At 43.7% G+C, this 14,583-nt stretch carries 16 protein-coding genes; 1 reads left to right on the forward strand and 15 read right to left on the reverse strand.

Annotation, left to right across the window (positions count from 1 at the left end; genetic code table 11):
- Window positions 1-83: 83 nt before the first annotated feature.
- The 15 genes from FQ087_RS13755 to FQ087_RS13825 form a co-directional block, all read right to left on the reverse strand.
- A complete protein-coding gene (locus FQ087_RS13755; RefSeq protein ID WP_149581159.1) occupies window positions 84-1,376 on the reverse strand; it encodes a methyl-accepting chemotaxis protein in 1,293 nt (430 codons plus the stop codon).
- 2 nt (window positions 1,377-1,378) lie between these two features.
- Window positions 1,379-1,819: a low molecular weight protein arginine phosphatase gene (locus FQ087_RS13760; RefSeq protein WP_149581160.1), complete on the reverse strand. Its 441-nt coding sequence runs from the start codon at window positions 1,817-1,819 to the stop codon at window positions 1,379-1,381.
- Between the two features lie 58 nt (window positions 1,820-1,877).
- Window positions 1,878-2,381, reverse strand: coding sequence for a manganese efflux pump MntP (locus FQ087_RS13765; protein WP_188006755.1), 504 nt, complete (start codon window positions 2,379-2,381; stop codon window positions 1,878-1,880).
- A gap of 69 nt (window positions 2,382-2,450) precedes the next feature.
- Window positions 2,451-3,479, reverse strand: a complete 1,029-nt coding sequence (locus FQ087_RS13770; RefSeq protein ID WP_149581162.1) for an L-threonylcarbamoyladenylate synthase — start codon at window positions 3,477-3,479, stop codon at window positions 2,451-2,453.
- Between the two features lie 60 nt (window positions 3,480-3,539).
- Entirely contained in the window at window positions 3,540-4,097 is a 558-nt protein-coding gene (locus FQ087_RS13775) for a stage II sporulation protein R (protein ID WP_149581163.1), read from the reverse strand.
- Between the two features lie 44 nt (window positions 4,098-4,141).
- Window positions 4,142-4,996: a peptide chain release factor N(5)-glutamine methyltransferase gene (prmC, locus tag FQ087_RS13780; protein WP_149581164.1), complete on the reverse strand. Its 855-nt coding sequence runs from the start codon at window positions 4,994-4,996 to the stop codon at window positions 4,142-4,144.
- On the reverse strand, window positions 4,989-6,065 hold the full coding sequence (gene prfA / locus FQ087_RS13785; protein WP_149581165.1) for a peptide chain release factor 1: 1,077 nt from the start codon (window positions 6,063-6,065) through the stop codon (window positions 4,989-4,991). Before prfA ends, prmC begins: the two co-directional genes overlap by 8 nt.
- A 326-nt stretch (window positions 6,066-6,391) precedes the next feature.
- Window positions 6,392-6,997 (reverse strand): thymidine kinase, encoded by a 606-nt coding sequence (locus FQ087_RS13790; protein WP_149581166.1) that lies wholly within the window; start codon window positions 6,995-6,997, stop codon window positions 6,392-6,394.
- Window positions 6,998-7,189: 192 nt separating this feature from the next.
- Complete coding sequence (gene rpmE, locus FQ087_RS13795; RefSeq protein ID WP_149581167.1) at window positions 7,190-7,420, reverse strand: 50S ribosomal protein L31; 231 nt, start codon at window positions 7,418-7,420, stop codon at window positions 7,190-7,192.
- 320 nt (window positions 7,421-7,740) lie between these two features.
- Window positions 7,741-9,024: a transcription termination factor Rho gene (rho, locus tag FQ087_RS13800; protein ID WP_149581168.1), complete on the reverse strand. Its 1,284-nt coding sequence runs from the start codon at window positions 9,022-9,024 to the stop codon at window positions 7,741-7,743.
- A 433-nt stretch (window positions 9,025-9,457) separates the two neighbouring features.
- Window positions 9,458-10,423, reverse strand: a complete 966-nt coding sequence (gene glpX / locus FQ087_RS13805; RefSeq protein WP_149581169.1) for a class II fructose-bisphosphatase — start codon at window positions 10,421-10,423, stop codon at window positions 9,458-9,460.
- Window positions 10,424-10,508: 85 nt separating this feature from the next.
- Window positions 10,509-11,786, reverse strand: a complete 1,278-nt coding sequence (locus FQ087_RS13810) for a UDP-N-acetylglucosamine 1-carboxyvinyltransferase (protein WP_149581170.1) — start codon at window positions 11,784-11,786, stop codon at window positions 10,509-10,511.
- A 19-nt stretch (window positions 11,787-11,805) separates the two neighbouring features.
- A complete protein-coding gene (gene fsa, locus FQ087_RS13815; RefSeq protein ID WP_149581171.1) occupies window positions 11,806-12,453 on the reverse strand; it encodes a fructose-6-phosphate aldolase in 648 nt (215 codons plus the stop codon).
- 152 nt (window positions 12,454-12,605) lie between these two features.
- Window positions 12,606-13,463 carry a class II fructose-bisphosphate aldolase gene (locus FQ087_RS13820; RefSeq protein ID WP_149581172.1) on the reverse strand — a complete coding sequence of 286 codons (858 nt, stop codon included), beginning with the start codon at window positions 13,461-13,463 and terminating at the stop codon, window positions 12,606-12,608.
- Window positions 13,464-13,560: 97 nt separating this feature from the next.
- Window positions 13,561-13,920: a response regulator gene (locus FQ087_RS13825; protein WP_149581173.1), complete on the reverse strand. Its 360-nt coding sequence runs from the start codon at window positions 13,918-13,920 to the stop codon at window positions 13,561-13,563.
- Between the two features lie 133 nt (window positions 13,921-14,053).
- Here FQ087_RS13825 and FQ087_RS13830 point away from each other — a divergent pair, with 133 nt between their 5' ends.
- Complete coding sequence (locus FQ087_RS13830) at window positions 14,054-14,581, forward strand: DUF2529 family protein (RefSeq protein ID WP_370456077.1); 528 nt, start codon at window positions 14,054-14,056, stop codon at window positions 14,579-14,581.
- The last annotated feature ends 2 nt before the right edge of the window (window positions 14,582-14,583 follow it).

The raw sequence follows: 14,583 nt of genomic DNA on the forward strand, positions 1-14,583 counted from the left end.
GTCATGCTAATAAAGGCAAAGGACGCCTTTTTCAGCATGACTTCCAGCGCTTTTCGAAGCTTAACAGCCGCTTTCGCTTTTCGTTATTTACTCCTGTCGAACTGACTAATGACGTTGTAGAGCTGTTCAGATTGCTTCTTCAGCTCACTCGCCATTGCATCAGCCTGTTCAATGGATTGAACTTGTTCTTCTGTTGCCGTTCCGACTTCAAGTGCACCTGCTGAAGTTTCTTCGGCAATTGCTGCAACTTCCTGTGATTGGCGTGCGGTCGTCTCAATATTTGTCAGCTGAAGTTCGACAAACTTTGTAATTTCAACGACGGAATCAGCCATGCTATTCACTTTAGATGTCATTGCTTCGACATTTTCACTCGTCTCATTGGCGCGGTCTGCTTCAGTTGCCGCTGTTTTCACTTGCTGTTCCATTTCCTTCACGACTTTCGTAACATCTGTCTGGATTGTTGCAACAAGATTTGAAATCCCATTTACCGCTTTAGCACTTTCATCAGCTAACACACGCACCTCTTCTGCGACGACGGCAAATCCTTTACCGTGTTCTCCAGCACGCGCCGCTTCAATAGATGCATTTAAAGCCAATAAATTTGTCTGTGCCGCAATTTTACCGACAAGCTGGACGATTTCACCGATTTTCTGCGCATTATGATCCAATTGCCTAATTGTGCCAAGTGATAGTTCACTTTGTGACGACATGTTTCGGATGCCATCGACGAGCATACGGAATACTTCTGTCATGCGTACAAGTTCCTCAAGCATCTCATTTGAACGTTCAGAAGAATCTTCCGCTCTACTGCTCACTTCAACAGCTAATAACCGGACATCTTCAATCGCTTCCGCTGTTTCTTGGATGGCAATTGCCGATGCCTCCGCGCCGAAGGCAATTTCCTTGATGGTAGATGCAACCGCATCTGCTTGTCTTGCAGCAACTCCAGTTTCAGCTGATAAGTTGTCCACTGTACTGGCCGTCTTTTCATAATTTGTCTCTATCTGCTCAACTATCGTGCGTAGATTGAGGACCATATGCTGAAACGCTTCCGCTACTGAATGGATTTCGTCAGACGATTTTGGCAGTATAATATCTGTACCAATTTCCCCATTCGCAACTTTAATGGCTGCCGTTTCAAGATTTTGTAATGGTTTTGTTAAAATCGTACTGAAGAATGCTGCCAACACACCCGACCAAAATATCCCCATTGCATACGTCATTACTGCAAACCAGAACGGTTCAAATTTCGGGAAAAATTGCGGTTGTAAGACATTAATGAATAATGCGCTTGTAGTGTACGTAACAATCGCAAGTATTGTTACAAATAGAACAAGTTTTTTCCTTAGTCCGAATTTCTTCTTGTTTAATTTCATGATTATTCCTCCGTTAGTTTCTGTTCAAGCATATCGATGATAACCGACAGTTCGTTGAATACATACCGGTATGTTTCGATATCGCCTCCGTACGGGTCATGCACATCGTCAGTTGATTCCGGTTTCACAAATCCCTTTAATGTAAATATTTTATTTCTTGCTTCTGGATGAGAATGAATGAGATTAGATTTATGCCCTTCTGTCATCGTTAAAACGACATCGGCCCACTCCAAATCTTCACTCGAAACAGCTCTTGAAACTGGTGTGTAAAGCATGTCCGCTTCTTCGATAAGTGTTTTCGCATTCAGAGAAATCGGAAAGCCATCTTGTGCATGAACTCCCGCTGAACGAACTGACATATTGACAATCCCTTTTGAACGAAGAATTGCCTCCGCCATTGGGCTTCTGCACGTGTTTCCAGTGCAAATCAAGTATATATTCACTATTATCACCCTCTCCTTTTAGAATAGCTGAGTTTTGCAAATAAAGAAACAATAATTTTCAACGAAAACATGACGATATCCCCATTATTAATAAAGCCAAGCCTGCAATTAGCCTCAGCGCTTTCCCATTTTTAAGGCCTATATGTCCTTTTAATAGCAGTGCCACACAGGAAAAAATAAAGGTAAATGATCCCGATGCTACGATGAAAAGAAGTTTATCCATCTGAAGCATACCAAATGAAACACTTACCGAAAAAGCATCGACACTTACTGCGAATGCAATGATAAAAGGCGAGACTTGTTTCGATGAAGAATCCTTCGCATCACTCTGTAGTAACATATGTAAACCTATTAAACCGAGCATTACGCCTGATAATATACTACTCCAAACTGTAAATATATGTGCAGAAAACTCTCCTGTTATGAATCCAAGAAACGGGAAAGCCATGTTAAGAAAAGCAGTCCAGAACGCCAGTGCAAGTCTCCCACTATCCACTTTCAGGAGAGAATAAATGACTAATACATCTAAGGTCGTAATGCCCGCCGCAAATAATTCTGCCAAAAAAAAACCTCCCCGAATACAGCATCTGTTCATCCTATGCAGCATTTAGGGAGGTCATTCGTATTGGTTTCAGCTCATATAACGTTTTCCTTCGGCCGCTTTCATTAATCTGTTCATGACGGCAGCACCAACTCCAGTCAAGTCTGTTTCGACAGCTAGAATGATATCCGCCTCCGTCAAATCACACTTACGGAGCGCTCCATATAATTTTGACGCCATTGCTTCGTTATTGCGTGCAGGACCGACCGAAAAATACCAATCTGCATCCAAGACTTCTAATTCCTCGGGTCCAATCAGTGCAATTTTCTTGCCTTCAGCGCGAAGTGTAGCGATTGCTTTGCTGATGTTGTTCTCGTTGTTGTCTATGATATATAAAGGGGCTTCAGGTGCATAATGCAAATATTTCATACCTGGTGAACGCGGTGCCTGTTTTCCAGGTGTTTTAGTTTCAGAGTTTACAGGGCCAATGATACTTTCAATCATTTCCTGTGTCATACCGCCCGGCCGTAAAATTGTAGGGGGTGTTGTCGTCATATCTAATACTGTTGACTCCACGCCGACACCGGTCTGTCCCCCGTCAAGAATAAGCGGAATGAGTCCCTTAAGATCTTTGTACACATGATCCGCTTCGGTCGGGCTAGGTTTACCGCTACGATTAGCACTTGGCGCAGCAAGCGGTTCGCCTAGTGCTTGTAGAAGTCCTAACGCTACCGGATGATCCGGCATTCGTATGCCGACCGTTTCAACTCCAGGCGTTACATTTGGGGCGATAACACCGCTTATTTTATGGAAAACAAGCGTAAGCGGGCCAGGCCAAAACGCATCCATCAACTTTTCTGCATCTAAGGAAATATCCGTTGCAAAGTTGAAGACTTCTTCTTTTTTACCAATATGTACGATTAGCGGATTGTCGGAAGGTCTCCCTTTCGCCTCGAAAATCTTTTGTACCGCTAACTCATCTGTTGCAATTGCACCTAAACCATATACTGTCTCCGTAGGAAACGCGACGACACCGCCACTTGTTAAAATATCCACAGCCTGTTTATAGTTTTTTTCGTTATCCATAAAGTTATCCACTAAATTCACTTTTGTTTCCATAGGTTAATCCCCCACTTATACACATTTTCCATTATTTATCCACAATAACAGTTGGTAACTTTATCCGAATATCCCTTTTATCCACTCCCAGACGAAGAAAGTGACTTTTTCCTCTTCTTCCTCTTTTTTATCCGGGAAACAGATTTTCGGGAATATTGCACACCACCAGTTATCCCCACGTCCACTACCAATAGTCAAAACATAGGCATCATATGTCGCTTGCGGGCTAATGAATAGACCCGATCGCTTCGGCGGAAACAATGCTTCTTTGCGTTCAAGCGAAATAGTAGCACCGTTTGACATTGACTTGGCAATTTCAAGGATTTCACTTTCAAGTGCCACCAAGTTATCCCCAAGTTCTTTTTTCGTCTGCGACTTATTCACCGCATTTTCGATGAGCGGCTGAATTTCATGTTGGATACCCATTTTAACCCGCTGATCGGATGGTGAATCAGAATGAGCAAGTAGCCTGAAACGGATTGCATCCTCTTCATTTGTAGAGGTCATGAACACCGCTACGAAGGCCTGAATAATGATGAGCAAGATGATAAATTCAATATAGGGCACCAATTTTTGTACTATAGTTTTCTTCCTTATAATCTCGTAATCCGTTAGCATGACTATCCCCTCCTACTCTGCATTGTTGCCAGAGTAGGAGGGATTTATTCACGAGTCTCGCAAAATATCATTCGGTCTTTACCATTGATATCTTTTACCGTTTTAACGAAAGCTTCCGGGAATGCCTCTTCGAATAATTTTTGTACAGCTGGCCCTTGAAGATAGCCGATTTCGACTGCGATGAGGGAAGGCCTGTTCATAAGTGGTGGTAAGGTTTCGGCAAGTCTGCGATAAAAGTAGAGTCCGTCTTCATCCGCAAATAATGCATTATGCGGTTCGTGGTCGAGTACCGTACCTGACATTAAAGCTGCTTCGTCATGCGCGATATAGGGCGGGTTTGATAACACGACGTCCCATTTGTCCTGTGCAATCGGCGCAGTTAGATCACCTTGAAGAAAATTGACTTCGGCATCATTCGCTTTTGCGTTTTGCTGCGCGATTGCAAGTGCACCTTCACTGATATCCGTTGCAGTAACGAGAGCTTCTGGCCATTCTTTTTTGAATGAAATCGCGATTGCACCGCTACCTGTTCCGATATCTGCGACGGTAATTTCTTTATCAGAAAAAAGTTTCTGACTTCTTTCAAGTGTACCGTAAACCAATTCTTCCGTTTCTGGACGCGGGATAAGAACGTTTTCATCAACTTTGAAGGTGTAGCCGTAAAAACCTTCTTCACCAATGACGTATTGTACAGGTCTTCCTTCGATCAGTTCGGCGGTTTTATCCCAAAAGTCCTTGTGTTGCTCGCCTGTAAGTTGTTTCTGTACATCCGCAAATAAAGAAGCCCTGGACTTTTGCGTGACGAATTCCATGAGGAGCTGTGCAGCATGTGGTTCAAGGCCTTTTTGTTCCAATAAAGAAGAAGCCCGTTGGAGAGCTTCATAAATTTTTTCAGTCATTGCGATCCAAGCTTTCTAGGCGATTTGCCTGTTCTTCCATAATAAGCGCGTCGATGACTTCATCAAGTTTTCCTTCAATGATCTGATCGAGTTTCTGAATTGTCAGGCCGATACGGTGATCAGTCACCCGGTTTTGTGGGAAGTTGTATGTTCGAATCCGCTCAGAACGGTCGCCTGTACCGACTGCTGATTTCCTTTTTTCATCGTATTCATCTTGGATTTCACGTGTAAATTTATCAGAAACGCGTGCCCGTAATACTTTCATCGCTTTTTCTTTATTTTTGATTTGCGATTTCTCATCTTGAATCGACACAGTGATGCCAGTTGGAAGATGCGTCAACCGGACTGCAGACATCGTCGTGTTGACCGACTGGCCTCCGGGACCGGATGATGCAAATGTATCAGTACGGATATCTTTTTCATGGATGACAATTTCAATTTCTTCTGCTTCAGGAAGACATGCGACAGTCGCTGTCGATGTATGCGTACGTCCGCCGGATTCGGTTTCCGGGACCCGTTGCACACGGTGCGCTCCGTTTTCATATTTCAATTTCGAATAAGCACCTGTTCCGTTAATAAGGAAAATAATCTCTTTAAAGCCGCCGAGTTCTGTTGGAGACGAATCCAATACTTCGACTTTCCAGTGGTTCATTTCCGCGAAACGACTATACATACGGAATAAGCTACCAGCAAATAATGCTGCTTCATCGCCGCCTGCCGCTCCCCGTATTTCCATGATAACGTTTTTATTATCGTTCGGATCTTTTGGCACGAGCAAAAGTTTCAGTTTCCCTTCGAATGATTCGATTTGGTCTTCAAGTTCGGAAACTTCCATTTTGACAAGTTCTTTCATGTCATCGTCGAGAGATTCGTTCAACATTTCTTTCGCACTTTTAAGTTCAGCTTTTGCGTGTTTATAGTCACGATAGACTCCAACTTTTTCTTGTAAGCCGGATTGTTCTATAGAGTACTCACGGAGCTTTGTCATATCACTTACTATCGCGGGATCACTGAGCATTTCATTCAGTTGATCATATCGGTCTTCTACTGCTTGTAACCTTTCAAACATTGTGGACACCTCATTTTCAGGACTGTTTTGTACGTTCATTGTACGGGAATTCGCTTGGTAAATACAGTTATTTCACTGATACTGACGTTCTTGTTTTTTGGGATGAAGAGTTTAGTGAGCGCGAGATTCAATTAACATCTTTTTTACTGGAAGTTCGAAACGTTTCGGTGAAGTTTGATAACATTCCTCGTAAAGTATGCAACGTTCTTCCGGAAGTTAACAACGTTGCTGGAAAAGCAAATAGTGCTTCCCACAATCTCAGCAACGCCTATACCTGCCAGAAACCAAAAAGCCCGCCCGATTCTGCCGGACGGGCCAACTTGCTGTTATCCTTTTACAGTTGCTACAGCTGATACGCCTTTTGGTACTTCATGGTGCTTGCGGCATCTTGGTTCATACGCTTCTGAAGCACCCACTAGGATGACAGGATCATCAAAACCCGCAGGCGTGCCATTTATGAGCCGTTGTGTTCGGCTAGAAGGTGAGCCACATACCGTGCAGACTGCCTGTAATTTAGTAACGTGCTCAGCCACAGCCATTAGTCTTGGCATCGGTCCGAATGGTTCACCGCGGAAATCCTGGTCAAGTCCAGCGACAATTACGCGGAATCCACGATTTGCCAACTCCATTACTACGTCAACGATACCTTCGTCAAAAAATTGAGCTTCATCTATCGCGATGACGTCATAATCATTGTTGACGAACTGCTCAATATGGTTTGAGCTGGCAATCGGATTGGCTATAACAGTTGTCCCATTATGGCTGACGACGGCTTCTTCGCTAAAACGATCATCAATTTCCGGTTTGAATACCGCGATTTTTTGTTTGGCGAACTGCGATCGTCTTATTCGACGAATCAATTCCTCAGATTTCCCTGAAAACATACTGCCGCAAATGACTTCAATCCAACCGCCTTGCATAGTTACGTACATGGTGAATCTCCTTCCAGTTGCCTCTATATAATCATTTCTTTACTTGTCATGAATTATCTATCATACCCTAAAAGCAGTTAAATTTAACGTCTTTTATTTCAAGTCAGAATGTGTTATGCACATTTTTTATGTGTTTTCCCAAAAAGAAATACCCGCCCGGCGCATGTGCACCTGACGGGTATTGTGAAAATCTTACTCTTGGCCTTCTTCTTCGCGGCCTTCTTCTTTGAGACCATATTTTTTGTTGAAGCGGTCGACACGTCCGTCCGCTTGAGCAAATTTCTGGCGTCCAGTGTAGAATGGGTGGCATTCCGAACAAACTTCAATTCGGATGTCCTCTCTTACAGAACCTGTTTCAAATGTGTTACCACATGAACAAGTAACAGTTGATACTTTATAAGCTGGGTGAATTGCTGCTTTCATCAATCTCTCTCCTTTCGCCCTGAACCATCTGGTACAGAGTTATATTATAAGACTGATGCCTTACACGATCCGTGTTCGTCAACCGTATATGCACGCAGATATTATTTAAGTTACCTAAAATATTATAACAAGTTTGCAGTTCAGATGCAACTCTTTTCAATTCCATTGAATAACGCTTCGGCGCTAGGGGATGCCTACCGCCCTAAGCCGGACAGCTTCGCCGTCAGTCTTAAGGCTTCGGCTACCCGGTGTCCAGTTACTGGACACTAGTAAGGCGCCTTCGCTAGTTTATATAGGTACAACTTATTAGTTATAAAATATTACAACAACCCTTTACCGTTACGGTGGGCTTTCATCTCGTCATTTAATTTATCGAAGAACTCTTCGTTTGTTTTCGTTAAACGCAATTTTTTCATGAAGCGTTCTGTAAAGTCATGCGAATCGGAGAATGTTTTTCGAATTGCCCATAACTTTTCAAGCTGGTTAGCCGGGATGAGTAATTCCTCTTTCCGGGTACCTGAACGGCGGATGTCGAGCGCTGGGAAGATCCGTCGTTCCGCAAGATGGCGGTCAAGATGCAGTTCCATATTACCGGTTCCTTTGAATTCTTCGTAGATGACTTCATCCATGCGTGAACCTGTGTCAATCAAAGCTGTCGCAAGAATGGTTAAGCTACCGCCTTCTTCGAGATTACGCGCTGCCCCGAAAAATCGTTTTGGACGATGGAATGCAGCTGGATCTATACCACCTGACAGTGTACGTCCACTTGAAGGAATCACAAGGTTATACGCGCGAGCGAGCCTTGTGATGGAATCCATAAGAATGATAACATCTCGTTTATGCTCTACGAGACGCATTGCCCGTTCCAATACAAGTTCAGCCACTTTGACGTGATTTTCCGGCAATTCATCGAATGTTGAACTGACGACATCAGCCTTGACAGAGCGTTCAATATCAGTCACTTCTTCAGGTCTTTCATCAATCAGGAGAACGATCAGTTCTGCATCGGGATGATTCATTGTGATAGAATTTGCTATTTCTTTTAACAACAAAGTTTTACCTGCTTTTGGAGGAGCAGCAATAAGTCCGCGTTGACCGAAACCAACTGGAGAGATAAGGTCCATAATACGCGTTGATAGCTTTAATGGATCCGTTTCAAGTTTGATATGGCGATCTGGATAGAGCGGTGTAAGTGCTGGGAAATGCACGCGTTCCCGTGCTACTTCTGGATTTTCTCCATTGACAGCTTCTACTTGCAGAAGACCGTAATAGCGTTCCGATTCTTTTGGCGGACGAACTTTACCACTTACTTTATCACCATTACGAAGATCGAATCGGCGAATTTGGGAAGCGGATATATAGATATCTTCGGAGCTTGGCGAATAGTTGATCGGACGAAGGAAGCCGTAACCCTCCGATTGGATGATTTCAAGGACACCTTCCATAAAGAAGAAGCCTTCTTGTTCAGCTCTTGATTTTAAAATGGCAAAAATAAGTTCTCTTTTAGTCAACTTGCTATAATAGGCAATTTTGTATTCTTTTGCATGGGCATATAACTCTTTTAAAATCATATTCTCCAATGCTGATATCGTTAGTACTGTCATCTTTTGGCACCACTCTTTAGGTTAATGGAATAAGGTGAAACTTCAATCAGAGTGAGGTGTTCCTCCCCAAACTTTTTTCTAAGGACCCTAGGCTAAGTGCCCCACGTTCTGCGGCAAATAAGGAGGGCTAAATTTCAATCCCTCCTACCTAAGTAACCGACATGGAGGCATGAACTATATTCCTCCGCATTGACTTTAACCTTTCGGGCTTTTACGGACGGTTGAACTCACTTCCGCTTCTCGAAATTTCCAAAAGCTTTGATTGAGGGGTCTTACTGCCCGTTAATGCTGGATATATTTATGAGGTTAATCTAGGAAGGTATTTAACAATGCTATAAACTGAGGGCCCATTTATGATGAGGCCCCCCGAATATATGCAGGTACTTCCTGTACAAGCGAAGATGCCCGGTTTATGGCCGGGCGATGAGCTCCATCAGTCTTGCATGACGAGCAGAGGTTTTTTATCCATGCTGTGTCGGCCTTCAACAAAACGAACTGTGCCCGACTTCGAACGCATGACTAAAGAGTGTGTCTCGCTGTAACCGCCTTTAAATTGTACGCCGCGAAGAAGTTCTCCGTCAGTTACGCCAGTTGCAGCGAATATCGCGTCGTCACCTTTGACAAGGTCATCCATGTAAAGCACTTTGTCGACGTCGATACCCATTTTGATGCAACGTTCACGTTCTTCGTCATTTGAAGGAACCAGTCTTCCCTGGATTTCGCCGCCAAGACATTTAAGACCGACTGCAGCGATAACGCCTTCTGGTGCTCCGCCAAGTCCGAATAGAATGTCCACTCCGGTTTCATCAAAGGCAGTATTAATAGCTGCTGCAACATCACCATCATTGATGAGCTTAATGCGTGCACCAGCAGCCCGAATTTCTTCGATGATAGCGGCATGTCGTTCTCTGTTAAGGACAGTTGCAACAATGTCACCGATATCTTTGTTTTTAGCTTTAGCAACAGCCATGAGGTTTTCAGTCACGGACGCATCGATATCGATTTTGCCAACCGATTCACGGCCGACCGCAATTTTGTCCATATACATATCTGGCGCATTAAGAAGATTTCCTTTATCCGCAATAGCAATAACTGCAAGTGCGTTCCAGCCGCCTGCCGCGACAATATTTGTCCCTTCAAGCGGGTCAACAGCGACGTCCACTTCAGGACCATTTCCAGTCCCTAGCTTTTCACCAATATAAAGCATTGGCGCTTCGTCCATTTCCCCTTCGCCAATTACGACAACCCCTTGCATCGGAATTGTATCGAATACCGTGCGCATTGCTGTTGTTGCAGCGTCATCCGCCTCATTTTTCAAACCGCGTCCCATCCAGCGTGAAGCTGATACTGCGGCTGCTTCTGTGACACGAACTAATTCCATCGATAAACTGCGTTCCATTTGTGTTCCTCCTGGTATACGGTTAGACCCGTAAGTTTTGCCACTCTAACTAATTATAGCATAATAATTTCTAACGTTGGGACGTTCATTCGCCCACAATGGCTTCTTTCGAGACGGAAACTTTGCGGATATCCGCTCCAATTCCTTGAAGTTTCTCGATGAGAGAACTATACCCGCGCTCGATATGTTGAATTTCTTGTACTTCCGTCACTCCATCGGCAATGAGCCCAGCAATAACGAGCGCGGCTCCTGCGCGAAGATCGGATGCTCGTACAGTTGCTGCTTGAAGTGGTGTTGGACCAGCTAAAATCGCCGAACGCCCTTCGACTCGTGCATCAGCATTCATTCTTGTTAGCTCGTCGATTTGTTTAAATCTAGCTGAGTAAACCGTATCCGTAATGACTGAAGGTCCAGCTGCTTGCGTCAACAACACGGAAAATGGTTGTTGAAGATCCGTCGGAAAACCAGGGTAGACCAGTGTTTTCACATCTACGGCTTGAAGATTTCTCGACTTCGGAATGAAGATCTGTTCTTCACCTTCAATAATATCAACGCCCATTTCACGAAGTTTCGCCGTAAGCGCCTCAACGTGGAATGGTATGACATTGTCGATTGTGATGCCATCGCCCACTGCTGCAGCCATAATCATGAAAGTGCCCGCTTCAATTCGATCGGGAATAATCGTGTGTCTTGTTCCATGGAGATTTTCCACTCCATCTATACGAATGACATTAGTTCCTGCGCCCTTAATTTTCGCACCCATATTGGACAGGAGTGTAGCGACGTCAATGATTTCAGGTTCTTTTGCTGCATTCTCGATTGTAGTACGACCTTTTGCAAGAACTGCAGCGAGCATGATGTTAATTGTTGCGCCAACACTGCTGACGTCCAAATAAATTTTTGCACCGCGCAATTCTTCAGCACGCAAATAAATCGCGCCGTGTTCATTGGTCACTTTTGCACCGAGCGCTTCAAAACCTTTGATGTGCTGATCGATTGGTCGTGGCCCCAGATGACAGCCACCTGGTAAACCGATGACCGCGTGCTTGAATCTGCCAAGCATCGCGCCCATCAAATAGTAGGATGCACGGAGTTTCTTTACGTTGCCATTCGGAAGTGGCATCGATATCATTTCGGTTGGATCAATTGTCATCGTTCCTTTATTAAATTCAACTTTCCCACCGATGTCTTCCAATAACGCCTGAAGGGTAACGACATCCGAAATTTCTGGCAGCCCTTCAATTGTAACGGGAGAACCAGCCAGGATAGAAGCAGGGATTAGTGCAACTGCACTGTTCTTAGCACCACTTACTTTAATTGACCCTTGTAACGGTTTGCCGCCTGTTATTTTATAAACGTCCATATGACTCTCCTTCGATGCCTTACTTATTCTTTCTAGTTTCCCAGTCCGCAAGAAATGCTTCGATTCCTTTATCTGTAAGTGGATGCTTAAATAGCTGCGTCAACACATTGAAAGGTGTCGTTGCAATATCTGCACCACTAAGTGCTGCATCTGTAATGTGCTGCGGGCTGCGAATGGATGCTGCAATAATTTCTGTTTTGATATTGTGGATTGAGAAGATGTCTGCAATTGTAGAGACCAATGCCATACCATCTTGTCCAATGTCATCGAGTCTGCCGAGGAATGGGGAAACATACGTCGCTCCCGCGCGAGCTGCAAGAAGTGCCTGATTTGCACTGAAGATAAGTGTGATGTTTGTTTTGATGCCTTCTTGTGAGAAGACCGAACAAGCTTTCAATCCTTCTGGTGTCATTGGCAATTTAACTGTAATATTTGGTGCAATTTCCGCCAATTCGCGTCCTTCTTTGATCATACCTTCTGCATCAAGTGAAATGACTTCCGCACTAACTGAACCAGGTACAAGTGCTGCAATTTCTCTCAATCTATCATGGAAAGGTACATCTTCTTTAGCGACAAGTGATGGGTTTGTTGTAACTCCTGATAGTATACCCCAACTATGTGCTTCTTTAATTTCTTCAAAATTTGCTGTATCGATGAAAAATTTCATGAATAAGTTCCCCCTAATTTGGATGTAGATCTGTATTGAAGACTTTATGGAAAGCTCTTTTCTTATCGCTTCAATCCTGCGAAAAAGCTCTCTTAAAAGAAGGAGAATACATCACTGCTGATGTTTCTCCTCTTTCTTTTCTTTAAGTATGATTAAGCTTTTTGTGAACTGCCGAATTCGCGCATTTTACCGATAACCGTTAATTTGATGGCATCGCGCATTGGCGTCAAAAACTTACGTGGATCATAGGCTTCAGTGTCAGCCGCAAGTTTTTCACGGACAGCTTTTGTCCCTTGTATTTGATTTTCTGTATTAACATTAATTTTAGCCGTTCCGAATGAAATGGCTTTTTGAATATCTTTTGTCGGGATACCTGTTCCGCCATGCAAAACAAGCGGCAAGTCAGATTGACTCGAAATTTCTTCCATTTCCTTGAAACCAAGGTTTGGCTCGCCTTTATATGGACCGTGGACTGATCCAAGTGCAGGTGCAAGACAGTCGATTGCTGTCTTATCAGCAAGCTCTTTACATTCTGCAGGATCTGCATAAATGACGCCTTCAGCAATAATATCGTCTTCCTGACCTCCAACGACTCCAAGTTCTGCTTCTACAGAAACTCCTCGTTCGTGGGCATATTCTACAACACTTTTCGTAATTTCAATATTTTCCGCAAGTGGTTTCGACGAAGCATCGATCATAACAGAAGTGAAACCTGCTTCAATCGCCTCTTTACATTTTTCGAAGCTTGAACCGTGATCCAGATGAATTGCGACAGGAACTGTGACTTGATAATCGTGCATTAGGCCCTTCACTATGTTGACAACTGTAGTGAAACCTCCCATGTAACGTGCTGCACCTTCCGATACTCCAAGAATGACAGGAGACTGCTCTTCTTGGGCCGCTAGCAAAATTGCTTGCGTATATTCAAGGTTGTTTATATTAAACTGACCTATAGCGTATCCTTCTTTTTTCCCTTTGATCATCATTTCTTTCATTGAAACCAGTGCCATGCGAATTCCTCCTTAGGATCTTGAAAAGAATAGTGTGATTAATATATACCACCAATATCATAACAAAAACAGCCAGTGTTTACCACTGCCTGCTTTCTTAGCTTTCAAAAATTGCGTTCACTGCGTCACGGACTTCATAAATATCAAATGGCTTAGTGAAATATTTCACGGCTCCAGTTTTCAGGGCATCTTCTGTTAATTCAATTTCTCCATATGCCGTCATAATGATGACTGGAATCTCTGGCCAACCAATTTTCAATCTTTTTAGAACTTCCAGACCATCTAAGCCTGGCATCTTCATATCTAACAGAACACAGCCTGGAATTTCTCGTTCCACCGCTTGAAGGGCTTCCATTCCATTTGCCGCGAGCGTTATTTTAAAACCTTCCCGGCGGAACACTTCATCCAGCAATAGCCTGATCCCTTTTTGGTCGTCCACAATTAAAAGACTTTTCAAATAATACCCCCTCTTCCTGAAACCCCAATGTTATATATCTAATCTTATTTGACAAATATCATGGAAACCCTTCTTTTCTGTCAAATTATCCTATTTTGCTTTCCAAGCTCTCTCTTCTTATAATAAAGTGGGGGTGTTAATTTTGAAAATTTTGACGACACAAGTTGGCGGACTGCTTCAGCGTATTGCAGGAAATGGCGAAGAGTCAATTGAAGAGACAGCCCGTCTTCTCGCGCAGGCAACCATTGGTGAAGGTCGGGTTATTATTGCGGGATTCGATGAAATGCAAGCAGTTATTGCAACTGCACTTCACGGTGCTGAACCGCTTAGTGGTGCCGTTCGTTTTGAGTTTGGGATGGACATTTCAACAGCCGACCGGATTTGGCTATTAACTAGATCTGCAACGGATGAGCCTGCACTGAAACTTGCACGACATCTTGCTGAACGCTTTATTCCTTTTGCAGCACTCGCTGCGGAAAAGCCGCACAATGATAATGAACTAAAAAATTTAGCCTATACATATATTTCAACCGGGCTTACACGCGGTTTGCTCCCTGGTGACCATGGTGAACGGATTGTTCAGCCACACGCTCTCAGTGCGTTATTTGTTTATGAAGCTGTGAAGATCGCACATGATGAGATGATTTTAGACGAGGATTAAGG

Origin of the sequence: Sporosarcina sp. ANT_H38 (genome assembly GCF_008369195.1) — a bacterium.
Lineage (GTDB): Bacteria > Bacillota > Bacilli > Bacillales_A > Planococcaceae > Sporosarcina.

Bases quoted from the DNA above. Each gene is read 5' to 3' on its own strand.
- FQ087_RS13755 (WP_149581159.1), bottom strand. From the start codon at position 1,376: ATGAAATTAAACAAGAAGAAATTCGGACTAAGGAAAAAACTTGTTCTA.
- FQ087_RS13770 (WP_149581162.1), bottom strand. From the start codon at position 3,479: ATGGAAACAAAAGTGAATTTAGTGGATAACTTTATGGATAACGAAAAA.
- FQ087_RS13775 (WP_149581163.1), bottom strand. From the start codon at position 4,097: ATGCTAACGGATTACGAGATTATAAGGAAGAAAACTATAGTACAAAAA.
- prmC (WP_149581164.1), bottom strand. From the start codon at position 4,996: ATGACTGAAAAAATTTATGAAGCTCTCCAACGGGCTTCTTCTTTATTG.
- prfA (WP_149581165.1), bottom strand. From the start codon at position 6,065: ATGTTTGAAAGGTTACAAGCAGTAGAAGACCGATATGATCAACTGAAT.
- FQ087_RS13790 (WP_149581166.1), bottom strand. From the start codon at position 6,997: ATGTACGTAACTATGCAAGGCGGTTGGATTGAAGTCATTTGCGGCAGT.
- rpmE (WP_149581167.1), bottom strand. From the start codon at position 7,420: ATGAAAGCAGCAATTCACCCAGCTTATAAAGTATCAACTGTTACTTGT.
- rho (WP_149581168.1), bottom strand. From the start codon at position 9,024: ATGACAGTACTAACGATATCAGCATTGGAGAATATGATTTTAAAAGAG.
- glpX (WP_149581169.1), bottom strand. From the start codon at position 10,423: ATGGAACGCAGTTTATCGATGGAATTAGTTCGTGTCACAGAAGCAGCC.
- FQ087_RS13810 (WP_149581170.1), bottom strand. From the start codon at position 11,786: ATGGACGTTTATAAAATAACAGGCGGCAAACCGTTACAAGGGTCAATT.
- fsa (WP_149581171.1), bottom strand. From the start codon at position 12,453: ATGAAATTTTTCATCGATACAGCAAATTTTGAAGAAATTAAAGAAGCA.
- FQ087_RS13820 (WP_149581172.1), bottom strand. From the start codon at position 13,463: ATGGCACTGGTTTCAATGAAAGAAATGATGATCAAAGGGAAAAAAGAA.